This window comes from Streptococcus mitis, from assembly GCF_016658865.1.
Classification (GTDB): Bacteria; Bacillota; Bacilli; order Lactobacillales; family Streptococcaceae; genus Streptococcus; species Streptococcus mitis_BT.
Genome location: NZ_CP067992.1, coordinates 153,064 through 176,633 on the forward strand (window position 1 = coordinate 153,064; position 23,570 = coordinate 176,633).

Consider the following 23,570-nt stretch of genomic DNA (forward strand, 5'->3'; position numbering starts at 1 on the left):
ATGAAAAAAATGATGACATTCTTGAAAAAAGCGAAAGTGAAGGCTTTCACGCTTGTGGAAATGTTGGTGGTCTTGCTCATCATCAGCGTGCTTCTCTTGCTCTTTGTACCTAATTTGACCAAGCAAAAAGAGGCGGTCAATGACAAAGGAAAAGCTGCTGTTGTTAAGGTAGTGGAAAGCCAGGCAGAACTTTATAGCTTAGATAAGAATGAAGATGCTAGCCTAAGTAAGTTACAAGCAGATGGGCGAATCACAGAAGAACAGGCTAAGGCTTATAAAGAATACCATGATAAAAACGGAGGAGCCAATCGTAAAGTCAATGATTAAGGCCTTTACCATGTTTGAAAGTCTCTTAGTTTTGGGACTTGTGAGTATCCTTGCCTTGGGCTTGTCCGGCTCTGTTCAGTCCACTTTTGCGGCGGTAGAGGAGCAGATTTTCTTTATGGAGTTTGAAGAACTCTATCGGGAAACCCAAAAACGCAGTGTAGCCAGTCAGCAAAAGACAAGTTTGAGCATAGACGGAAAGACCATTAGCAATGGCAGTCAAAAGTTGACAGTTCCTAAAGGCATTCAAGCACCAACAGGCCAAAGTATTACATTTGACCGAGCTGGGGGCAATTCGTCCCTAGCTAAGGTTGAATTTCAGACCAGTAAAGGAGCGATTCGTTATCAATTATATCTAGGAAATGGAAAAATTAAACGCATTAAGGAAACAAAAAATTAGGGCAGTGATTTTACTGGAAGCCGTAGTTGCTCTAGCTATCTTTGCCAGCATTGCGACCCTCCTTTTGGGCCAAATTCAGAAAAATAGGCAAGAAGAAGCAAAAATCTTGCAGAAAGAAGAGATCTTGCGTGTAGCTAAGATGGCTTTGCAGACAGGTCAAAATCAGGTAAAGATAAACGGAGTTGAGATTCAGGTGTTTTCTAGTGAAAAGGGATTGGAGGTTTATCATGGTTCAGAACAGTTGTTGGCTATCAAAGAGCCATAAGATCAAGGCTTTTACCCTGTTAGAATCGCTGATTGTCCTTATTGTCATCAGTGGAAGCTTACTTCTCTTTCAAGCCATGAGTCAGCTCCTCATTTCAGAAGTTCGCTACCAGCAGCAAAGTGAGCAAAAAGAGTGGCTCTTGTTTGTAGACCAGCTGGAGGCAGAATTAGACCGTTCGCAGTTCGAAAAAGTAGAAGGCAATCGCATTTATATGAAGCAGGATGGCAAGGAAATCGCCATCAGTAAGTCCAATTCGGACGATTTTCGGAAAACCGATGCCAGTGGACGGGGGTATCAGCCTATGGTTTATGGCCTCAAATCAGCTCAGATTATAGAGGATAATCAACTGGTTCGTTTTCGTTTCCAGTTTCAAAAAGGATTAGAAAGGGAGTTCATCTATCGTGTGGAAAAAGCAAAAAGTTAAGGCAGGAGTTCTCCTTTATGCAGTCATCATGGCAGCCATTTTTAGCCTTTTGTTACAATTTTACTTGAACAGACAAGTCGCCCACTATCAAGACTATGCTTTGAATAAAGAAAAGTTAATCGCTTTTGCTATGGCCAAACGAACCAAAGATAAGGTTGAGCAAGAAAGTGGGGAACAGGTCTTTAACCTAGGTCAGGTAAGCTATCAAAACAAGAAAACAAGCTTAGTGACGACGGTTCGTACGCCTAAGAGCCAATATGAGTTCCTATTTCCTTCAGTCAAAATCAAAGAAGAGAAAACGGATAAAAAGGAACAGGTAGTGACTGATTCAAGTAATCAAGCGGAAAAGAAAAAATCAGAAGAGAAGTCTGAAAAGAAAGAGAATTCCTAGTCAATTCAACTACTTTGTGCTAAACTAAAAATATGAAACATGATTTTAACCACAAAGCAGAAACTTTCGATTCCCCTAAAAATATCTTTCTTGCAAACTTGGTTTATCAAGCAGTCGAGAAACAGATTGATCTTCTATCAGACAAAGAAATTCTGGATTTTGGTGGTGGGACGGGTCTATTAGCCTTGCCCCTAGCCAAACAGGCCAAGTCTGTAACATTGGTGGATATTTCGGAGAAAATGCTGGAGCAAGCTCGTTTGAAAGCGGAGTAGCAAGAAATCAAGAATATCCAGTTTTTGGAGCAAGATTTATTGAAAAGTCCCTTGGAGAAAGAGTTTGATCTCATTGTCGTTAGTAGGGTTCTTCATCATATGCCTGATGTGGATGCAGCTCTCTCACTGTTTCATCAACATTTGAGGAAAGATGGACAACTCCTCATTGCTGATTTTACCAAGGCGGAAGCTAACCATCACGGCTTTGAATTGACTGAACTGGAAAAACAGCTAATTGAGAACGGTTTTTCATCTGTGCATAGTCAGATCCTCTATAGCTCTGAAGACTTGTTTCAAGGAAATTACTCAGAACTCTTTTTTACAGTAGCCCAAAAATCACTCGCCTAGTCAGGGAGTGATTTTTCTATAAGGATGGAAAAAAGAAGGGAAATTTGATAAGATAGGAATATGGATTTTGAAAAAATTGAACAAGCTTATACGTATTTACTAGAGAATGTCCAAGTCATCCAAAGTGATTTAGCGACCAACTTTTATGACGCCTTGGTGGAGCAAAACAGCATCTATCTGGATGGTGAGACTGAGCTAAATCAGGTCAAGGAGAATAATCAAGCCCTTAAGCGCTTAGTGCTTCGCAAAGAAGAGTGGCTCAAGACCTACCAGTTTCTCTTGATGAAGGCAGGACAAACGGAGCCTTTACAGGCCAATCACCAGTTTACGCCGGACGCCATTGCTTTACTTTTGGTGTTTATCGTGGAAGAGTTGTTTAAAGATAATGAAATTACTATCCTCGAAATGGGTTCTGGGATGGGAATTTTGGGCGCTACTTTCTTGACCTCGCTTGATAAAAAGGTGGATTACTTGGGAATGGAAGTGGATGATTTGCTGATTGATTTGGCAGCTAGCATGGCAGATGTGATTGGCTTGCAGGCTGGCTTTGTCCAAGGAGATGCTGCTCGTCCACAAATGCTCAAAGAAAGCGACGTGGTCATCAGCGACTTGCCTGTCGGCTATTATCCTGATGATGCCGTTGCGTCGCGCCATCAAGTTGCTTCTAGTCAAGAACATACTTACGCCCATCACTTGCTCATGGAACAAGGACTTAAGTATCTCAAGTCAGATGGATACGCTATTTTTCTCGCTCCGAGTGATTTGTTGACCAGTCCTCAAAGTGATTTATTGAAAGGGTGGTTGAAAGAAGAGGCAAGTCTGGTTGCCATGATTAGTCTCCCTGAAAATCTCTTTGCTAATGCTAAACAATCCAAGACGATTTTTATCTTACAAAAGAAAAGTGAAATACCAGTAGAACCCTTTGTTTATCCACTTGCTAGCCTGCAAGATGCAAGTGTTTTAATGAAATTTAAAGAAAATTTTCAAAAATGGACTCAAGGTACTGAAATATAAAATAGATTTTGATATAATAGATGAAAACGCTTAAAAGAGGAGTCTTGTTATGACAAAAACAATTGCAATCAATGCAGGAAGTTCAAGTTTAAAATGGCAATTATACTTAATGCCAGAAGAAAAAGTATTGGCGAAAGGCTTGATTGAACGTATCGGTTTGAAAGATTCAATTTCGACTGTAAAATTTGATGGCCGTTCTGAACAACAAATTTTGGATATCGAAAATCATACACAAGCCGTTAAAATTTTATTGGATGACTTGATTCGTTTCGATATTATCAAGGCTTACGATGAGATTACAGGTGTTGGCCACCGTGTTGTTGCAGGTGGAGAATATTTCAAAGAATCAACAGTCGTTGAGGGAGATGTTTTAGAAAAAGTTGAAGAGTTGAGCTTGTTAGCTCCTCTCCACAATCCAGCCAATGCAGCAGGTGTTCGTGCCTTCAAGGAATTGTTGCCAGATATTACCAGTGTAGTTGTTTTTGATACTTCATTCCACACAACTATGCCAGAGAAAGCTTATCGCTACCCTCTACCAACAAAATATTACACAGAAAACAAGGTTCGTAAATACGGTGCTCATGGTACAAGTCACCAGTTTGTAGCAGGAGAAGCTGCAAAACTCTTGGGACGTCCATTAGAAGACTTGAAATTGATTACTTGCCACATTGGTAATGGTGCATCTATTACAGCTGTTAAGGGTGGTCAATCTGTTGATACTTCAATGGGCTTCACTCCACTTGGTGGTGTGATGATGGGAACTCGTACAGGGGATGTTGACCCAGCTATCATTCCTTACTTAATGCAATATACAGAGGACTTTAACACACCTGAAGACATTAGCCGCGTCCTTAATCGTGAATCAGGGCTTATGGGTGTTTCAGGTAAATCTAGTGATATGCGTGATGTAATTGCTGCTATGGAAGAAGGGGACCACGATGCCACTTTGGCCTATGAAATGTATGTTGATCGCATTCAAAAACATATCGGTCAATACCTTGCAGTCCTAAATGGAGCAGATGCCATTATCTTCACAGCAGGTATCGGAGAAAATGCAGCTGCTGTACGTAAGGATGTTATCTCAGGAATTTCTTGGTTTGGTTGTGATGTTGATGATGAAAAGAACGTCTTTGGTGTGACAGGAGACATCTCAACAGAGGCAGCGAAAATCCGTGTCTTGGTTATTCCAACAGATGAGGAATTAGTTATTGCCCGTGATGTTGAACGCTTGAAAAAATAAGTAAAACTAGTAAAAATATTCCGTACAAGGAGTTGGGAAAGAGATTTTCCAGCTTCTTTTTCTGATGAAATTGTGCAAAACCTTGCTATGATTGGCTTTTTTGAAAAATATGGTATAATAGTAGTAATTTAATAGATGGAGTTGAGTTTTGAAGAAAAACTTTCGTGTAAAAAGAGAGAAAGATTTTAAGGCGATTTTCAAGAAGGGGACAAGCTTTGCCAATCGCAAATTTGTTGTCTACCAATTAGAAAACCAGAAAAACCATTTTCGAGTAGGTCTATCAGTTAGCAAAAAGCTGGGGAATGCAGTCACTAGAAATCAAATCAAGCGACGAATTAGACATATTATCCAGAATGCAAAAGGGAGTCTGGTAGAAGATGTCGACTTTGTTGTCATTGCTCGAAAAGGGGTCGAAACCTTGGAATACGCAGAGATGGAGAAAAATCTACTCCACGTATTAAAATTATCAAAGATTTACCAGGAAGGAAATGGGAGTGAAAAAGAAACTACAGTTGACTAGTTTGCTAGGACTGTCTCTATTTATCATGACAGCCTGTGCAACAAATGGGACAACTAGCGATATTACGGCAGATTCGACTGATTTTTGGAGTAAATTGGTTTACTTCTTTGCAGAGGTCATTCGCTTCTTATCGTTTGATATCAGTATCGGAGTAGGGATTATTCTCTTTACGATCTTGATTCGTACAGTCCTCTTGCCAGTTTTCCAAGTGCAAATGGTGGCATCCAGAAAAATGCAGGAAGCTCAACCTCGCATTAAGGCGCTTCGAGAACAATATCCAGGTCGAGATATGGAAAGCAGAACCAAGCTAGAGCAAGAAATGCGTAAAGTCTTTAAAGAAATGGGTGTCAGACAGTCAGATTCTCTTTGGCCGATTTTGATTCAGATGCCGGTTATCTTGGCTTTGTTCCAAGCTCTATCAAGAGTTGACTTTTTAAAGACAGGTCATTTCTTATGGATTAACCTTGGTGGTGTGGATACAACCCTTGTTCTTCCGATTTTAGCAGCTGTCTTTACCTTTTTAAGTACTTGGCTGTCTAATAAAGCCTTGTCTGAGCGTAATGGCGCTACGACTGCGATGATGTATGGTATTCCAGTCTTAATCTTTATCTTTGGGGTTTATGCTCCGAGCGGAGTCGCTCTCTACTGGGCAGTGTCCAATGCTTATCAAGTCTTGCAAACCTATTTCTTGAACAATCCATTCAAGATTATTGCAGAGCGCGAGGCGGTAGCTCAGGCACAGAAAGATTTGGAAAATAGAAAAAGAAAAGCCAAGAAAAAGGCTCAGAAAACGAAATAATAAGGAGGAATCTGGTAATGGGAGTATTTACAGGTTCAACTGTTGAAGAAGCAATCCAGAAAGGATTGAAAGAATTAGATATTCCAAGAATGAAGGCTCATATCAAAGTCATTTCTCGCGAGAAAAAAGGATTTCTTGGTTTATTTGGTAAAAAACCAGCTCAAGTTGACATTGAAGCTATTAGTGAAACAACTGTCATTAAAGCAAATCAACAAGCTATTAAGGGTGTTCCTAAAGAAATCAATGAACAAAATGAACCGGTCAAAACGGTCAGTGAAGCAACCGTTGATTTGGGTTATGTTGTAGAAGCAATTAAAAAGATTGAAGAAGAAGGCCAAGGGGTTTCTGATGAAGTCAAGGCTGAAATCTTGAAAAATGAAAAACATGCTAGCACCATCTTAGAAGAAACTGGGCACATTGAGATTTTAAATGAATTACAGCTTGAAGAAGCTGGCCTCGAAGAAGCAGAAACTCCTATTGTTGAGAGCCAAACTGAACAAACTGAAAGTCAAGAATTAGAAGATTTGGGCTTAAAGGTGGAACCGAGCTTTGATATTGAACAAGTAGCTACGGAAGTAACGACTTATGTTCAAACGATTATTGATGATATGGACGTTGAGGCGACGATTTCAAATGACTATAACCGTCGTAGCATCAATCTACAGATTGACACCAACGAACCAGGTCGTATTATCGGTTACCATGGCAAAGTCTTGAAGGCTTTGCAACTATTGGCTCAAAATTATCTTTATAATCGCTATTCAAGAACCTTCTACATCACAATCAATGTCAATGATTATGTTGAACACCGTGCCGAAGTCTTGCAGACCTATGCGCAAAAATTGGCGACTCGTGTTTTAGAAGAAGGCCGCAGTCATCAAACGGATCCAATGTCAAATAGCGAACGTAAGATTATTCATCGTATTATTTCACGTATGGATGGCGTGACTAGTTACTCTGAGGGTGATGAGCCAAATCGCTATGTCGTTGTAGATACAGAATAAACAAAATCAGGGTTCTCCTGATTTTTTGCTAGTTAGAGGAGGTTAAATGGATGTTGAATAAGATAAGAGACTATTTAGACTTTGCTGGTTTGCAGTACCGTAATCCGGATAAGTCTGGAGATGAGCGAGAGAAGATGTTGGAATTGCGCCACAAAGGTCAAGAGGCACGAAAGGCTTTTACAGAGCTAGCCAAAGCCTTTCAAGCAAGCCATCCAGAATGGCAACTCCAACAGACTAGCCAGTGGATGAACCAAGCGCAGTGTTTGCGACCACATTTCTGGGTCTATCTACAGAGAGACGGACAAGTGACAGAGCCTATGCTAGCCTTACGTTTGTACGGGAATCCTTCTGATTTTGGTGTTTCCTTAGAAGTCAGTTTCATCGAGCGCAAGAAAGATGAGCAAACTCTAGGCAAGCAGGCCAAGGTTTTAGAGGTTCCAGTGGTAGAAGGGATTTATTATCTATCCTACTCAGATGGGGAAAGTCAACGGTGGGATGCGAACGAAGAAAATCGTCAGGTTTTAGTCGAGAAGGTAGGAAGTCAAGAAATCCGAAAAGTGTTAGTTAAATCAGATGTTTCTATCATAGAAAATCAATCATTAGAAGTGATTTTAGAAAAATTAGAAGATGCTTATGAACGCTTACTTCCCTACTATCAGGCGACTAGAGGATAGCAAATAGAATACTTATTTACGTCGAATTGTTTAATTGCTATTCTATGTATTTTTTCATATAATAGTAAAATAGAATGTGTGATTCAATAATCACCTCAAATAGAAAGGAAATTCTATGTCAAATCTATCTGTTAATGCAATTCGTTTCCTAGGTATTGACGCTATCAACAAAGCCAACTCAGGTCACCCAGGTGTGGTTATGGGAGCGGCTCCGATGGCTTACAGCCTCTTTACAAAACAACTTCGTATCAATCCAGCTCAACCAAACTGGATTAACCGCGACCGTTTTATTCTTTCAGCGGGTCATGGTTCAATGCTCCTTTATGCCCTTCTTCATCTTTCTGGTTTTGAAGATGTCAGTATGGATGAGATCAAGAGCTTCCGTCAATGGGGTTCAAAAACACCAGGTCACCCAGAATTTGGCCATACAGCAGGAATTGATGCTACAACAGGTCCTCTAGGTCAAGGGATTTCAACTGCCACTGGTTTTGCCCAGGCAGAACGATTCTTGGCAGCCAAATATAACCGCGAAGGCTACAATATCTTTGACCACTATACTTATGTTATCTGTGGAGACGGAGACTTGATGGAAGGTGTCTCAAGCGAGGCAGCTTCATACGCAGGCTTGCAAAAACTAGACAAGTTGGTTGTTCTTTATGATTCAAATGACATCAACTTGGATGGTGAGACAAAGGATTCCTTTACAGAAAGTGTTCGTGACCGTTATAATGCCTATGGTTGGCATACTGCCTTGGTTGAAGATGGAACAGACTTGGAAGCCATCCATGCTGCTATCGAAACAGCTAAAGCTTCAGGCAAACCATCTTTGATTGAAGTGAAGACTGTTATTGGATACGGTTCTCCAAACAAACAAGGAACCAATGCTGTACACGGTGCTCCTCTTGGAGCAGATGAAACTGCAGCTACTCGTCAAGCTCTCGGTTGGGACTACGAACCATTTGAAATCCCAGAACAAGTATATGCTGATTTCAAAGAACATGTTGCAGACCGTGGTGCATCAGCTTATCAAACTTGGACAAAATTAGTTGCTGATTATAAAGAAGCTCACCCAGAATTGGCTGCAGAAGTAGAAGCCATTATTGATGGACGTGATCCAGTTGAAGTGACTCCAGCAGACTTCCCAGCTTTAGAAAATGGTTTCTCTCAAGCAACTCGTAATTCAAGCCAAGATGCCTTGAATGTTGTGGCAGCTAAGTTACCAACTTTCCTGGGTGGTTCAGCTGACCTAGCTCACTCAAACATGACTTATATCAAGACTGATGGACTTCAAGATGATACCAATCGCTTGAACCGTAACATTCAGTTTGGTGTTCGTGAATTTGCAATGGGAACGATCTTGAACGGGATGGCTCTTCACGGTGGACTTCGTGTATACGGTGGAACTTTCTTCGTCTTCTCTGACTATGTGAAGGCAGCTGTCCGCTTGTCAGCCTTGCAAGGTCTTCCTGTGACTTATGTCTTTACCCACGATTCTATTGCAGTTGGGGAAGATGGTCCAACGCACGAACCAGTTGAACACCTAGCAGGTCTTCGTGCCATGCCAAATTTGAATGTTTTCCGTCCAGCAGATGCGCGTGAAACGCAAGCAGCTTGGTACCTTGCAGTGACAAGTGAAAAAACACCAACTGCCCTTGTCTTGACACGTCAAAACTTGACTGTTGAAGAAGGAACAGACTTTGACAAGGTTGCAAAAGGTGCCTATGTTGTCTATGAAAATGCAGCAGATTTTGATACAATCTTGATTGCGACAGGCTCAGAGGTTAATCTTGCTGTCTCAGCTGCCAAAGAATTGGCTAGTCAAGGAGCAAAAGTCCGTGTAGTTAGCATGCCATCTACAGATGTCTTTGATAAACAAGATGCAGCATACAAGGAAGAAATTCTTCCAAATGCAGTTCGCCGTCGTGTTGCAGTCGAAATGGGTGCAACTCAAAACTGGTACAAATATGTTGGACTAGATGGTGCCGTTCTAGGTATTGATACCTTCGGAGCCTCTGCTCCAGCACCAAAAGTATTGGCAGAATATGGCTTTACTGTCGAAAATCTTGTAAAAGTCGTTCAAAATTTGAAATAATCCTAAAAATCAGGGCGCAAGCTCTGGTTTTTTCTTACTAGAAAAGTAAGGTACAATCTTGTAAAAGTAACTGAAATTTGATATAGTAGTCCTATGTAAAAGACAAAGGAGAATATAATGGAATCACAATATACATTTTTAATCATTTTTGTGGCTATGGTGGGCTTGATGTTCTTTACGCAACGCTCTCAAAAGAAACAAGCACAAAAACGTATGGAAAGCTTGAATAAACTACAAAAAGGCTATGAAGTTATTACAATCGGGGGCCTTTATGGAACAGTCGATGAAGTAGATACAGAAAAGAAAACAATTGTTCTTGATGTAGATGGGGTTTACTTGACTTTTGAACTAGCTGCTATCAAGACAGTATTACCACTTAAAGAAACAGCTTCACTCGAAGGTGCAATTGAAAAATAAGACGGGATCACTAACTCCCGTTTTTCTATAAAAGAAAGGAAATGGGATGAAAAAATTAGTCTTTGTCTGTCTGGGAAATATTTGCCGCAGCCCTATGGCCGAGTTTGTGATGAAATCAATGACAGATAATTATGAAATCCAAAGTCGAGCGACTTCCTCTTGGGAACATGGCAATCCGATTCATAAGGGAACTCAAGGGATTTTTCAACAGTATCAGATTCCTTATGAAAAAGGCAAGACATCGCTTCAGATTAGTAAGGAAGATTTTGAAGCCTTTGATTATATTATCGGAATGGATGCTTCAAATGTTTCTGACCTACGTCAGATGTGTCCAGTAGACTGTCAAGATAAGATTTACTCATTTGCATCTGAAAGTGTTCCAGATCCTTGGTATACAGGAGATTTTGAAGAAACCTATCAGCGTGTTCAAGAGGGTTGTCAAGCTTGGTTAGAACGTTTAGAAAAGGAGAGTGAAGGTGGAAAATCTTAAGAATTTTTACGAAAAGTATCGTATCTATCTGACTCGTTCACGTTTAGAGCTTTTGGCAGTAGTTGCCATTGTTTTTTGTGCTGTACTCGTCTTTTTTCTAAATATTCCCGGAAAAGGTGTCTTAAAACTGGATAATGGAACGATTGTTTATGACGGCAGTCTTGTCCGAGGTAAAATGAATGGTCAAGGCTCCATCACCTTCCAAAATGGAGACCAATATACCGGTGGTTTCAGCAATGGAGCCTTCAACGGAAAAGGTACCTTTCAATCCAAAGAAGGCTGGACCTACGAAGGTGATTTTGTAAATGGTCAAGCTGAAGGAAAAGGAAAACTAACAACAGAACAAGAAGTTGTTTATGAAGGGACTTTTAAACAAGGCGTTTTTCAACAAAAATAAAGCCTCCTTATCAAAGGAGGTATTGTTAGAACTATCAAGTAAGCGCTTACCTGCAAATCCCTTTCTTTCCAAATCCCTCTTCCAAGCAAGTTTGTGAAATAAAAAATATTTGAAATAAGTTTCACAAACTTTAAAGAAAGAAGTTGATAAGAAAAGAAGATGAGAAAAATTTCACAAGGGTTTAAAAATTCTTTGTGAAATGTTTATGAAACTGTTTACAAAGTTGAAATAATGCGTTATAATAAACTTGTGAAAAAATTAACAAAGGATTAAATCCTTGAAAGCTATGGAGGAAAATATGGCTGATAAAAAAACTGTGACACCAGAGGAAAAGAAACTTGCTGCTGAAAAGCATGTCGATGGCTTGGTGCAAAAAGCTTTAGTTGCTCTTGAGGAAATGCGTAAACTCGACCAAGAACAGGTCGACTACATCGTAGCTAAAGCATCAGTGGCAGCTTTGGATGCCCACGGAGAATTGGCTCTACATGCCTATGAAGAAACAGGACGTGGTGTATTTGAAGATAAAGCGACTAAGAACTTGTTTGCTTGTGAACACGTAGTAAACAACATGCGCCACACTAAAACAGTTGGCGTTATCGAAGAAGACGATGTAACAGGTTTGACTCTTATCGCTGAACCGGTTGGTGTTGTCTGTGGTATTACTCCTACAACAAACCCGACATCAACAGCAATCTTCAAATCATTGATTTCATTGAAGACACGTAATCCAATCGTCTTTGCCTTCCACCCATCAGCACAAGAATCATCTGCTCATGCAGCACGTATCGTCCGCGATGCAGCTATCGCAGCTGGTGCTCCTGAAAACTGTGTGCAATGGATTACTGAACCATCTATGGAAGCAACAAGTGCCCTTATGAACCACGAAGGTGTTGCAACAATTCTTGCAACTGGTGGTAATGCCATGGTTAAAGCGGCTTACTCATGTGGTAAACCAGCTCTTGGGGTAGGTGCCGGAAACGTTCCAGCTTATGTTGAAAAATCAGCAAACATCCGTCAAGCTGCACACGATATCGTCATGTCTAAATCATTTGATAACGGTATGGTCTGTGCATCTGAACAAGCGGTTATCATTGATAAAGAAATTTACGATGAATTTGTAGCAGAGTTCAAATCTTATCACACTTACTTTGTGAATAAGAAAGAAAAAGCACTTCTTGAAGAGTTCTGTTTTGGTGTGAAAGCAAACAGCAAAAACTGTGCTGGTGCAAAATTGAACGCTGACATCGTTGGTAAACCAGCAATCTGGATTGCAGAACAAGCCGGATTTACAGTTCCAGAAGGAACAAACATTCTTGCTGCAGAATGTAAAGAAGTTGGTGAAAATGAGCCATTGACTCGTGAAAAATTGTCACCAGTTATCGCAGTTTTGAAATCTGAAAGCCGTGAAGACGGTATTACCAAAGCTCGTCAAATGGTTGAATTTAACGGTCTTGGACACTCAGCAGCTATCCACACAGCTGATGAAGAATTGACTAAAGAATTTGGTAAAGCTGTTAAAGCTATTCGTGTTATCTGTAACTCACCTTCTACTTTCGGTGGTATCGGGGACGTTTACAATGCCTTCTTGCCATCATTGACACTCGGATGTGGTTCTTACGGACGCAACTCAGTTGGGGATAACGTTAGTGCCATTAACCTCTTGAATATCAAAAAAGTCGGAAGACGGAGAAATAACATGCAATGGATGAAACTTCCTTCAAAAACATACTTTGAACGTGATTCAATTCAATACCTTCAAAAATGTCGTGACGTTGAACGTGTCATGATCGTTACTGACCATGCCATGGTAGAGCTTGGTTTCCTTGATCGTATCATCGAACAACTTGACCTTCGTCGCAATAAGGTTGTTTACCAAATCTTTGCTGATGTAGAACCAGATCCAGATATCACAACTGTAAACCGTGGTACTGAGATTATGCGCGCCTTCAAACCAGATACAATCATCGCTCTCGGTGGTGGATCACCAATGGATGCTGCAAAAGTAATGTGGCTCTTCTACGAGCAACCAGAAGTGGACTTCCGTGACCTTGTACAAAAATTCATGGATATCCGTAAACGTGCCTTCAAATTCCCATTGCTTGGTAAGAAGACTAAATTCATCGCTATCCCAACTACATCTGGTACAGGATCTGAAGTAACTCCATTTGCCGTTATCTCTGATAAAGCAAACAACCGTAAATACCCAATCGCTGACTACTCATTGACACCAACTGTGGCAATCGTAGACCCTGCCTTGGTATTGACAATTCCTGGATTTGTTGCTGCAGATACTGGTATGGACGTATTGACCCACGCGACTGAAGCATACGTATCACAAATGGCTAGCGACTACACTGACGGTCTTGCGCTTCAAGCCATCAAGCTTGTATTTGAAAACCTTGAAAGCTCAGTTAAGAATGCAGACTTCCACTCACGTGAGAAAATGCACAACGCTTCAACAATTGCTGGTATGGCCTTTGCAAATGCCTTCCTAGGTATTTCTCACTCAATGGCTCATAAGATCGGTGCGCAATTCCACACAATCCACGGTCGTACTAATGCTATCTTGCTTCCATACGTTATCCGTTACAACGGTACACGTCCAGCTAAGACAGCAACATGGCCTAAGTACAACTACTACCGTGCAGATGAAAAATACCAAGATATCGCACGCATGCTTGGACTTCCAGCTTCTACTCCAGAAGAAGGTGTGGAATCTTACGCAAAAGCTGTCTACGAACTTGGTGAGCGCGTAGGTATCCAAATGAACTTCAAAGCACAAGGAATCGATGAAAAAGAATGGAAAGAACATTCTCGTGAGTTGGCCTTCCTTGCTTATGAAGACCAATGTTCACCAGCTAACCCACGTCTTCCAATGGTTGACCATATGCAAGAAATTATCGAAGATTCTTACTATGGTTACAAAGAAAGACCAGGACGCCGCAAATAATTGTTTATCAGCCTAGAGGCAGGAATTTCCTGTCTCTTTTTTGTGAAATTGGAGTATCGAAAATAAATTTTAACTTTCTATTTTAGCTTTTTATCTGAAAAGAAAAGTGGGAAATGACTATGTAGACAAAGAAAGACAGCAGTATAGGCTTTGAAAGAAGAAAGAAAAATAAGTAAGGTGGAGACAAAAAACAACGCCCGTACTTGCAATTAAACTTAAATAGTTATATAATAGGTTTGTTGAAAGGTGATTTGTAGTGATTCAAGTTACTCTTTTCACAATAAAAATTTCATGATTTTCATAAGGAGGAAATCACTAATGGTAGTTAAAGTTGGTATTAACGGTTTCGGACGTATCGGTCGTCTTGCTTTCCGTCGTATCCAAAACGTAGAAGGTGTTGAAGTTACTCGTATCAACGACCTTACAGATCCAGTTATGCTTGCACACTTGTTGAAATACGACACAACTCAAGGTCGTTTCGACGGTACTGTTGAAGTTAAAGAAGGTGGATTTGAAGTTAACGGTAAATTCATCAAAGTTTCTGCTGAACGTGATCCAGAACAAATCGACTGGGCTAACGACGGTGTAGAAATCGTTCTTGAAGCTACTGGTTTCTTTGCTAAGAAAGCAGCTGCTGAAAAACACTTGCACGCTGGTGGTGCTAAGAAAGTTGTTATCACTGCTCCTGGTGGAAACGACGTTAAAACAGTTGTATTCAACACTAACCATGACGTTCTTGATGGTACTGAAACAGTTATCTCAGGTGCTTCATGTACTACAAACTGTTTGGCTCCAATGGCTAAAGCTCTTCAAGACAACTTTGGTGTTGTTGAAGGATTGATGACTACTATCCACGCTTACACTGGTGACCAAATGATCCTTGACGGACCACACCGTGGTGGTGACCTTCGCCGTGCTCGCGCTGGTGCTGCAAACATCGTTCCTAACTCAACTGGTGCTGCAAAAGCTATCGGTCTTGTAATCCCAGAATTGAACGGTAAACTTGACGGATCTGCACAACGCGTTCCAACTCCAACTGGATCAGTTACTGAATTGGTAGCAGTTCTTGAAAAGAACGTTACTGTTGATGAAGTGAACGCAGCTATGAAAGCAGCTTCAAACGAATCATACGGTTACACAGAAGATCCAATCGTATCTTCAGATATCGTAGGTATGTCTTACGGTTCATTGTTTGACGCAACTCAAACTAAAGTTCTTGACGTTGACGGTAAACAATTGGTTAAAGTTGTATCATGGTACGACAACGAAATGTCATACACTGCACAACTTGTTCGTACTCTTGAATACTTCGCAAAAATCGCTAAATAATTCTTGAGTCGATAGAAAAGCAAGGCCTCTGGTCTTGCTTTTTAAGTATTTAAAAATGGATGACACAATGTACTGCACCCCAAAAGTTAGACAGTAAAAATCTAACTTTTGGGGTGTTTTATTATGAAATTGAGTTATGATGATAAAGTTCAGATCTATGAACTTAGAAAACAAGGATATAGCTTAGAGAAGCTTTCAAATAAATTTGGGATAAACAATTCTAATCTTAGGTACATGATTAAATTGATTGATCGTTACGGAATAGAGTTCGTCAAAAAAGGAAAGAATTGTTACTATTCTCCTGAACTAAAACAAGAGATCATTGATAAAGTTCTTCTTGAGGGGCATTCACAAATTAGGGCGTCTCTGGATTATGCTCTTCTAAGTAGTGGATTACTTTCGAATTGGCTGGCACAATATAAGAAAAACGGGTATACTATTGTTGAGAAAACAAGAGGGAGACCACCTAAAATGGGACGTAAGCCAAAGAAGAGATTTGAAGATATGACAGAATTAGAACGTCTTCAAGCAGAAAATGAGTACTTGAGAGCGGAGAATGCCATTCTAAAAAAGTTGAGAGAACTCCGATTGAGGGACGAAAAGGAGCAAGAAGAAAAACGGAAATTGTTCAAGGACTGGTAACAGAGTTTTCTTTAGATATCCTTCTAAAGATTATTAAGCTTGCCCGTTCAACTTATTATTACCACTTAAAACAGCTGGATCAAAGCGATAAAGATTATGATATTAAAGCTGAAATTCAGTCAATTTATACTGAGCATAAAGGAAATTACGGCTATCGTCGCATGACTCTAGAATTACGAAATCGTGGCTTCGTAGTGAACCATAAGAAGGTGCAGCGTCTGATGAAAGTACTTGGTTTAACGGCTCGAATTCGCCGTAAAAGGAAGTATTCTTCATACCAAGGAGAGGTTGGCAAGAAAGCAGATAATCTTATTCAACGTCAATTTGAAGCAACCAAACCAATGGAAAAGTGTTATACGGATGTGACAGAATTTGCCATTCCAGCAAGCAGCCAAAAGCTTTATTTATCACCAGTTTTAGATGGCTTTAACAGCGAAATTATCTCCTACAATCTTTCTACTTCGCCGAACTTAGTACAAATGAAAGCTATGCTAGAACAAGCCTTTACAGAGAACCATTACGAGAATACAATTCTCCATAGTGACCAAGGATGGCAATACCAACACGATTTCTATCATCATTTTTTAAAGAATAAGGGAATCCAACCATCTATGTCACGTAAGGGAAATAGCCCAGATAACGGTATGATGGAATCTTTCTTTGGCATTCTTAAGTCTGAAATGTTTTATGGTTATGAGAATACGTTTCAGTCACTTGAACACTTGGAACAAGCTATTGTAGACTATATTGATTACTACAACAACAAACGAATTAAGGTAAAACTAAAAGGACTTAGCCCTGTACAATATAGAACTAAATCCTTTGCTTAAATTAATTGTCTAACTTTTTGGGGTCAGTACACAATCATCCATTCTTTTTTAATTCTTTTTCAAAGGTATCTGAAAGGGTAGTGAAAGTTAGCTTCTCTAATGTAAGCGGATGGGTAAAGGAAAGTCGGAAGGCATGAAGCATAAGTCGACTTGATTTCCCTTTACTATTATAGAGAGGATCGCCCAGGATCGGGAAGTTATGATGAGAAAGGTGAACACGGATTTGATGGGTTCGACCGGTTTTTAGTTTGCAACGAACCAAGGAAGTTTTGTTTGGAAATTGCTTTAATCTGCTTACATGCGTTTCAGCATATTGCCCATTTTTTGCATCAACTATTCTTTTTCTGCGATCATGACGATCACGTCCGATTTTGTCCTTGAAAACAAGCTCTTTGCTGCTGATATTTCCGTTAACAAGTGCCCAATATTCTCTAGAAATCTCTTTTTTCTCCAATAAGCGATTGAGAATAGGCAGGATAAAAGGATTTTTAGCGAAGAGAACTAAACCGCTGGTTTCCATGTCTAGACGATGAACGACATAACAGGTCTGGCCAACGTAGGCACTGACATGGTTAAGAAGAGCAATTTCGTTTGGTTGGTTACCGTGGGTTTTCATCCCCTCGGGTTTGTTTACAATAATCAAGTGTTGGTCTTGATAAACTTCCTGAACTAAGTCTGGGTCGCCCCGATGGATTGTCTTTTTGGGGTAATCTTCCTCGTCAAAAGTCAACTGGCAAACATCTCCAGGATTTACCATCTCATTCCAGTGAACTTCTTTTTGATTTATCAAAATATGTTTCTTGACTCTCAAAAAATGCCGGATTTTTCTAGGGATGAGGAGTTGCTCTTCTAGTAATTGCTTTACCGTCATTTGAGGTAAAGAGGCGGGTAATGTAAATGTGAATTTCATACAGATATTGTAACAAAAAAAGCCCTATTTGGATAGGAAATAGCAAAATTCTTGAGTTCCTATGATGAAGATGATAAAATAAACGCATGAAATTAGATAAATTATTTGAGAAATTTCTTTCTCTTTTTAAAAAAGAAACAAGTGAACTAGAGGAATCTGATTCGACTAGCTTACGTCGCTCTCGTAGTGATAGAAAAAAATTAGCCCAAGTGGGTCCAATTCGAAAATTCTGGCGTCGCTATCATCTAACAAAGATTGTTATTATACTAGGATTGAGTGCAGGCTTGCTAGTCGGAACCTATTTGTTTGCTGTAGCCAAATCAACCAATGTTAACGATTTGCAAAATGCCTTGAAAACTCGAACTCTTATTTTTGACCGTGAAGAAAAAGAGGCAGGTGCCTTGTCTGGTCAAAAGGGAACCTACGTTGAATTGACTGACATCAGTAAAAACTTGCAGAATGCTGTTATTGCGACAGAAGACCGTTCTTTCTATAAAAATGACGGGATTAACTATGGTCGTTTCTTCTTGGCTATTGTCACTGCTGGACGTTCAGGTGGTGGCTCTACTATTACCCAACAGCTGGCTAAGAATGCCTATCTGTCTCAGGATCAAACTGTCGAGAGAAAAGCGAAAGAATTTTTCCTTGCCTTAGAATTAACAAAAAAATATAGTAAGGATCAAATTTTAACCATGTACCTTAACAATGCCTATTTTGGAAATGGTGTGTGGGGGGTTGAAGATGCGAGTAAGAAATACTTTGGAGTATCTGCATCAGAAGTGAGTCTGGATCAAGCTGCGACTCTGGCAGGGATGCTAAAGGGTCCGGAATTGTATAATCCCTTGAATTCTATAGAGGATTCAACCAATCGTCGCGATACTGTTTTGCAAAATATGGTTGCAGCGGGTTACATTGATAAAAACCAAGAAACCGAAGCTGCAGAAGTTGATATGACTTCGCAATTGCACGATAAGTATGAAGGAAAAATCTCAGATTACCGCTACCCTTCTTATTTTGACGCGGTGGTTAATGAAGCCGTTTCTAAGTATCATCTAACCGAGGAAGAAATCGTAAATAATGGCTATCGCATATACACAGAACTGGACCAAAACTACCAAGCAAATATGCAGGTTGTCTATGAAAATACAGCTCTATTTCCGAGGGCAGAGGATGGAACATTTGCTCAATCAGGAAGTGTGGCTCTCGAACCGAAAACAGGTGGAGTTCGTGGAGTTGTCGGTCAGGTTGCTGGCAATGATAAAACTGGATTCCGGAATTTCAACTATGCAACTCAATCAAAACGTAGCCCTGGTTCTACAATTAAGCCTTTAGTTGTTTATACGCCTGCAGTTGAAGCTGGCTGGGCTTTGAATAAGCAGTTGGATAACCATACGATGCAGTATGACAGCTATAAGGTTGATAACTATGCAGGGATCAAAACGAGTCGAGAAGTTCCTATGTATCAAGCCTTGGCAGAATCGCTTAATCTGCCTGCTGTTGCCACTGTTAATGATTTGGGAGTTGATAAGGCTTTTGAGGCGGGCGAAAAATTCGGACTCAATATGGAAAAGGTCGATCGTGTTCTTGGTGTCGCCTTGGGAAGCGGTGTTGAAACCAACCCTCTTCAAATGGCTCAAGCATATGCTGCCTTTGCTAATGAAGGTTTAATGCCTGAAGCTCATTTTATTAGTCGAATTGAAAATGCTAGTGGTCAGGTTATTGCGAGCCATAAAAATTCACAAAAACGGGTGATTGATAAGTCTGTAGCTGACAAGATGACTAGTATGATGTTGGGGACATTCACCAACGGTACCGGTGTTAGTTCATCGCCTGCAGACTATGTCATGGCAGGAAAAACTGGAACAACTGAAGCTGTTTTCAATCCTGAATACACAAGTGACCAGTGGGTAATTGGTTATACTCCGGATGTAGTGATTAGTCACTGGCTTGGTTTCCCTACCACTGATGAAAGCCACTATCTAGCAGGATCTACTTCAAACGGTGCAGCCCATGTCTTTAGAAACATTGCCAATACCATTTTACCTTATACGCCAGGAAGTACCTTTACGGTTGAAAATGCTTATAAGCAAAATGGAATTGCACCAGCCAATACAAGAAATCAAGTACAGAGTAATGAAGAAAATCAGGCGGATAATAGCCTTTCTGATATTAGAAGTCGTGCACAAAATCTGGTAGATGAGGCTAGCCGTGCTATCTCAGATGCTAAAATTAAGGAAAAGGCTCAAACGATATGGGATTCGGTAGTCAATCTATTTCGTTAAGATGCTTGTCAAAGCCTAGCTTTCTTGTTATAATAGATAAGATGGAGGCGTTATGGCACTAAAAAAAGCAAGCCTAGCTTGTGCGGTTTGTGGTTCGAGAAACTATTCAATCAAGATCAGCGGAAACCCCAAGCCAACACGACTAGAAGTAAATAAATTTTGTAAACATTGTGGTAAGTACACTACACACAGAGAAACGAGATAGGAGAGAGCGATGCGTTTTATTGGAGATATTTTTAGACTTCTTAAAGACACAACATGGCCAACTCGCAAGGAAAGCTGGAGAGATTTTCGTTCTATCATGGAATACACTGCTTTCTTTGTTGTGATTATTTATATTTTTGACAAGTTGATTGTTTCAGGATTGATTCGATTTATTAACATTTTTTAGAAGACTAGTGGCATTAACCACACTAAAAGTTTTCTATTTATGAAAGGAAGTATCATGGATAGTTTTGATAAAGGATGGTTTGTCTTACAAACTTATTCTGGTTATGAAAATAAGGTAAAAGAAAATCTATTACAACGTGCGCAAACCTATAATATGTTGGATAATATTCTACGCGTTGAAATTCCAACACAAACAGTGCAAGTTGAAAAAAATGGAAAGAGAAAAGAAGTAGAAGAAAATCGCTTTCCAGGTTATGTTCTTGTAGAAATGGTGATGACGGATGAAGCTTGGTTTGTTGTTCGAAATACACCAAACGTTACAGGATTTGTCGGATCACATGGGAACAGATCAAAACCAACACCATTATTGGAACAAGAAATTCGTGATATCTTAGTTTCTATGGGACAAACTGTACAAGAGTTTGATATCGATGTTGAAGTCGGTCAAACTGTACGTATTATCGATGGTGCTTTTGCAGATTATACTGGTAAGATTACAGAGATTGATAACAATAAAGTGAAGATGATTATCTCTATGTTTGGTAATGACACAGTTGCAGAAGTAAACCTAAACCAAATTGCAGAATTATAACCCAAAGAGAGGTGTGTCCTCTCTTTTTTGTGCAGTTGAGGAGATAAAGGGGACAGAACGGAGGAAATGGGACAAAAGTGTTTCTGAATCTGTTAAACTATATCTAGAAAGGGGGACGTTATGTTTAAAGAATTGTATAAAGAAGTCCAGGGGATTGTATATAAGTGTAGAAATGAATATTACCTTCATTTATGGGATCTATCGGATTGGGACCAAGAGGGGATGATTTGCTTACATGAATTGATTAGTAGAGAAGAAGATCTAGTAGAAGATATTCCTCGTTTACGTAAATACTTCAAAACTAAATTCCGTAATCGAATTTTAGATCATATCCGTAAACAAGAAAGCCAGAAGCGTAGATATGATAAAGAACCTTATGAAGAAGTAGGTGAGATCAGTCATCGTATAAGCGAGGGAGGTCTGTGGCTAGATGAGTATTATCTCTTTCATGAGACACTAAGAGACTATAGAAACAAACAAAGTAAAGACAAACAAGAAGAGTTAGAACGCGTCTTAAGAAATGAACGCTTCCGAGGTCGTCAAAGAGTATTAAGAGACTTACGTATTGTATTTAAAGAGTTTGACATCCGTACATACTAGGAAGCCATGCAAAAAATGAAAAAAGATAAAAAAAGTAGTTGACAAGTCAGAAAAAGTCTGTATAATAGTAAGAGTTGAAAATAACTCAGGTCCGTTGGTCAAGGGGTTAAGACACCGCCTTTTCACGGCGGTAACACGGGTTCGAATCCCGTACGGACTATGGTATGTTGTGGTTGAGGCACTTGATGAAAAATTTTTAAAAAAGTTTCAAAAAAGTGTTGACAAGCGAAAGCGGCTGTGATATACTAATATAGTTGTCACTTGAGAGAAGCGAGTGACAAAGACCTTTGAAAACTGAACAAGACGAACCAATGTGCAGGGCACTACAACTAAGGTTGTAGTACTGAACAATGAAAAAAACAATAAATCTGTCAGTGACAGAAATGAGTGAGAACTCAAACTTTTAATGAGAGTTTGATCCTGGCTCAGGACGAACGCTGGCGGCGTGCCTAATACATGCAAGTAGAACGCTGAAGGAGGAGCTTGCTTCTCTGGATGAGTTGCGAACGGGTGAGTAACGCGTAGGTAACCTGCCTGGTAGCGGGGGATAACTATTGGAAACGATAGCTAATACCGCATAAGAGTAGATGTTGCATGACATTTGCTTAAAAGGTGCAATTGCATCACTACCAGATGGACCTGCGTTGTATTAGCTAGTTGGTGGGGTAACGGCTCACCAAGGCGACGATACATAGCCGACCTGAGAGGGTGATCGGCCACACTGGGACTGAGACACGGCCCAGACTCCTACGGGAGGCAGCAGTAGGGAATCTTCGGCAATGGACGGAAGTCTGACCGAGCAACGCCGCGTGAGTGAAGAAGGTTTTCGGATCGTAAAGCTCTGTTGTAAGAGAAGAACGAGTGTGAGAGTGGAAAGTTCACACTGTGACGGTATCTTACCAGAAAGGGACGGCTAACTACGTGCCAGCAGCCGCGGTAATACGTAGGTCCCGAGCGTTGTCCGGATTTATTGGGCGTAAAGCGAGCGCAGGCGGTTAGATAAGTCTGAAGTTAAAGGCTGTGGCTTAACCATAGTACGCTTTGGAAACTGTTTAACTTGAGTGCAAGAGGGGAGAGTGGAATTCCATGTGTAGCGGTGAAATGCGTAGATATATGGAGGAACACCGGTGGCGAAAGCGGCTCTCTGGCTTGTAACTGACGCTGAGGCTCGAAAGCGTGGGGAGCAAACAGGATTAGATACCCTGGTAGTCCACGCCGTAAACGATGAGTGCTAGGTGTTAGACCCTTTCCGGGGTTTAGTGCCGTAGCTAACGCATTAAGCACTCCGCCTGGGGAGTACGACCGCAAGGTTGAAACTCAAAGGAATTGACGGGGGCCCGCACAAGCGGTGGAGCATGTGGTTTAATTCGAAGCAACGCGAAGAACCTTACCAGGTCTTGACATCCCTCTGACCGCTCTAGAGATAGAGTTTTCCTTCGGGACAGAGGTGACAGGTGGTGCATGGTTGTCGTCAGCTCGTGTCGTGAGATGTTGGGTTAAGTCCCGCAACGAGCGCAACCCCTATTGTTAGTTGCCATCATTCAGTTGGGCACTCTAGCGAGACTGCCGGTAATAAACCGGAGGAAGGTGGGGATGACGTCAAATCATCATGCCCCTTATGACCTGGGCTACACACGTGCTACAATGGCTGGTACAACGAGTCGCAAGCCGGTGACGGCAAGCTAATCTCTTAAAGCCAGTCTCAGTTCGGATTGTAGGCTGCAACTCGCCTACATGAAGTCGGAATCGCTAGTAATCGCGGATCAGCACGCCGCGGTGAATACGTTCCCGGGCCTTGTACACACCGCCCGTCACACCACGAGAGTTTGTAACACCCGAAGTCGGTGAGGTAACCTTTTAGGAGCCAGCCGCCTAAGGTGGGATAGATGATTGGGGTGAAGTCGTAACAAGGTAGCCGTATCGGAAGGTGCGGCTGGATCACCTCCTTTCTAAGGATAAGGAACTGCGCATTGG

Annotated in this window: 24 protein-coding genes, 1 tRNA gene, 1 rRNA gene and 1 pseudogene; 26 read left to right on the top strand and 1 reads right to left on the bottom strand. The window is 40.7% G+C overall.

Going from position 1 to position 23,570, the window contains the following annotated elements:
- From comGC to JJN14_RS00710, 19 genes and pseudogenes are all read left to right on the top strand, one after another.
- Positions 1-327, top strand: a complete 327-nt coding sequence (comGC, locus tag JJN14_RS00620) for a comG operon protein ComGC (protein WP_201058645.1) — start codon at positions 1-3, stop codon at positions 325-327.
- Positions 320-724: a competence type IV pilus minor pilin ComGD gene (gene comGD, locus JJN14_RS00625; RefSeq protein ID WP_265342534.1), complete on the top strand. Its 405-nt coding sequence runs from the start codon at positions 320-322 to the stop codon at positions 722-724. Before comGC ends, comGD begins: the two co-directional genes overlap by 8 nt.
- On the top strand, positions 687-989 hold the full coding sequence (gene comGE, locus JJN14_RS00630; RefSeq protein ID WP_255262223.1) for a competence type IV pilus minor pilin ComGE: 303 nt from the start codon (positions 687-689) through the stop codon (positions 987-989). Before comGD ends, comGE begins: the two co-directional genes overlap by 38 nt.
- Entirely contained in the window at positions 952-1,413 is a 462-nt protein-coding gene (gene comGF / locus JJN14_RS00635; protein ID WP_201058647.1) for a competence type IV pilus minor pilin ComGF, read from the top strand. The genes comGE and comGF overlap by 38 nt, the downstream gene beginning before the upstream one ends.
- Positions 1,391-1,804: a competence type IV pilus minor pilin ComGG gene (gene comGG, locus JJN14_RS00640; protein ID WP_201058648.1), complete on the top strand. Its 414-nt coding sequence runs from the start codon at positions 1,391-1,393 to the stop codon at positions 1,802-1,804. The genes comGF and comGG overlap by 23 nt, the downstream gene beginning before the upstream one ends.
- A gap of 32 nt (positions 1,805-1,836) precedes the next feature.
- Positions 1,837-2,424, top strand: a pseudogene (locus JJN14_RS00645) (class I SAM-dependent methyltransferase).
- A 60-nt stretch (positions 2,425-2,484) separates the two neighbouring features.
- Positions 2,485-3,438: a class I SAM-dependent methyltransferase gene (locus JJN14_RS00650; protein WP_201058649.1), complete on the top strand. Its 954-nt coding sequence runs from the start codon at positions 2,485-2,487 to the stop codon at positions 3,436-3,438.
- 49 nt (positions 3,439-3,487) lie between these two features.
- A complete protein-coding gene (locus JJN14_RS00655; protein ID WP_201058650.1) occupies positions 3,488-4,678 on the top strand; it encodes an acetate kinase in 1,191 nt (396 codons plus the stop codon).
- 148 nt (positions 4,679-4,826) lie between these two features.
- Positions 4,827-5,198 carry a ribonuclease P protein component gene (gene rnpA, locus JJN14_RS00660; protein WP_201058651.1) on the top strand — a complete coding sequence of 124 codons (372 nt, stop codon included), beginning with the start codon at positions 4,827-4,829 and terminating at the stop codon, positions 5,196-5,198.
- Positions 5,173-5,997: a membrane protein insertase YidC gene (locus JJN14_RS00665; protein ID WP_201058652.1), complete on the top strand. Its 825-nt coding sequence runs from the start codon at positions 5,173-5,175 to the stop codon at positions 5,995-5,997. The genes rnpA and JJN14_RS00665 overlap by 26 nt, the downstream gene beginning before the upstream one ends.
- Positions 5,998-6,014: 17 nt before the next feature.
- A complete protein-coding gene (gene jag / locus JJN14_RS00670; RefSeq protein WP_061590182.1) occupies positions 6,015-7,001 on the top strand; it encodes an RNA-binding cell elongation regulator Jag/EloR in 987 nt (328 codons plus the stop codon).
- A gap of 50 nt (positions 7,002-7,051) precedes the next feature.
- Entirely contained in the window at positions 7,052-7,675 is a 624-nt protein-coding gene (locus tag JJN14_RS00675) for a ribonuclease P (protein ID WP_201058653.1), read from the top strand.
- A gap of 115 nt (positions 7,676-7,790) precedes the next feature.
- Positions 7,791-9,767 (top strand): transketolase, encoded by a 1,977-nt coding sequence (gene tkt, locus JJN14_RS00680; protein WP_201058654.1) that lies wholly within the window; start codon positions 7,791-7,793, stop codon positions 9,765-9,767.
- Between the two features lie 117 nt (positions 9,768-9,884).
- Positions 9,885-10,184 carry a preprotein translocase subunit YajC gene (gene yajC, locus JJN14_RS00685; protein WP_201058655.1) on the top strand — a complete coding sequence of 100 codons (300 nt, stop codon included), beginning with the start codon at positions 9,885-9,887 and terminating at the stop codon, positions 10,182-10,184.
- A 46-nt stretch (positions 10,185-10,230) separates the two neighbouring features.
- The gene (locus tag JJN14_RS00690; RefSeq protein WP_201058656.1) at positions 10,231-10,674 is read left to right on the top strand and encodes a low molecular weight protein-tyrosine-phosphatase; all 444 of its coding nucleotides are present in this window, start codon (positions 10,231-10,233) and stop codon (positions 10,672-10,674) included.
- A complete protein-coding gene (locus JJN14_RS00695) occupies positions 10,661-11,071 on the top strand; it encodes an MORN repeat-containing protein (RefSeq protein ID WP_201058657.1) in 411 nt (136 codons plus the stop codon). The genes JJN14_RS00690 and JJN14_RS00695 overlap by 14 nt, the downstream gene beginning before the upstream one ends.
- A 298-nt stretch (positions 11,072-11,369) precedes the next feature.
- Positions 11,370-14,021: a bifunctional acetaldehyde-CoA/alcohol dehydrogenase gene (adhE, locus tag JJN14_RS00700; RefSeq protein ID WP_201058658.1), complete on the top strand. Its 2,652-nt coding sequence runs from the start codon at positions 11,370-11,372 to the stop codon at positions 14,019-14,021.
- Positions 14,022-14,339: 318 nt separating this feature from the next.
- Positions 14,340-15,350 carry a type I glyceraldehyde-3-phosphate dehydrogenase gene (gene gap / locus JJN14_RS00705; RefSeq protein ID WP_033687386.1) on the top strand — a complete coding sequence of 337 codons (1,011 nt, stop codon included), beginning with the start codon at positions 14,340-14,342 and terminating at the stop codon, positions 15,348-15,350.
- Positions 15,351-15,473: 123 nt separating this feature from the next.
- Positions 15,474-16,822 (top strand): IS3 family transposase gene (locus JJN14_RS00710; RefSeq protein ID WP_201058010.1). Its coding sequence is split into 2 segments (ribosomal slippage): positions 15,474-15,924 and positions 15,924-16,822, totalling 1,350 coding nucleotides; the frame shifts between segments, so codons are not numbered across the junction.
- A gap of 34 nt (positions 16,823-16,856) precedes the next feature.
- Here JJN14_RS00710 and JJN14_RS00715 read toward each other — a convergent pair.
- Entirely contained in the window at positions 16,857-17,732 is an 876-nt protein-coding gene (locus JJN14_RS00715) for an RluA family pseudouridine synthase (RefSeq protein WP_322107892.1), read from the bottom strand.
- 86 nt (positions 17,733-17,818) lie between these two features.
- Here JJN14_RS00715 and pbp2a point away from each other — a divergent pair, with 86 nt between their 5' ends.
- From pbp2a to JJN14_RS00750, 7 genes are all read left to right on the top strand, one after another.
- A complete protein-coding gene (pbp2a, locus tag JJN14_RS00720; protein ID WP_201058659.1) occupies positions 17,819-20,014 on the top strand; it encodes a penicillin-binding protein PBP2A in 2,196 nt (731 codons plus the stop codon).
- 52 nt (positions 20,015-20,066) lie between these two features.
- On the top strand, positions 20,067-20,219 hold the full coding sequence (gene rpmG / locus JJN14_RS00725; RefSeq protein WP_001809375.1) for a 50S ribosomal protein L33: 153 nt from the start codon (positions 20,067-20,069) through the stop codon (positions 20,217-20,219).
- A gap of 9 nt (positions 20,220-20,228) precedes the next feature.
- A complete protein-coding gene (secE, locus tag JJN14_RS00730; RefSeq protein ID WP_001210990.1) occupies positions 20,229-20,405 on the top strand; it encodes a preprotein translocase subunit SecE in 177 nt (58 codons plus the stop codon).
- Positions 20,406-20,459: 54 nt separating this feature from the next.
- The gene (gene nusG, locus JJN14_RS00735; RefSeq protein ID WP_000376740.1) at positions 20,460-20,996 is read left to right on the top strand and encodes a transcription termination/antitermination protein NusG; all 537 of its coding nucleotides are present in this window, start codon (positions 20,460-20,462) and stop codon (positions 20,994-20,996) included.
- Positions 20,997-21,116: 120 nt separating this feature from the next.
- Positions 21,117-21,596 (top strand): sigma-70 family RNA polymerase sigma factor, encoded by a 480-nt coding sequence (locus JJN14_RS00740; protein WP_201058581.1) that lies wholly within the window; start codon positions 21,117-21,119, stop codon positions 21,594-21,596.
- 88 nt (positions 21,597-21,684) lie between these two features.
- Positions 21,685-21,756 (top strand) — tRNA-Glu (locus tag JJN14_RS00745).
- A 242-nt stretch (positions 21,757-21,998) separates the two neighbouring features.
- Positions 21,999-23,545 (top strand): 16S ribosomal RNA (locus JJN14_RS00750).
- Positions 23,546-23,570 lie beyond the last annotated feature (25 nt).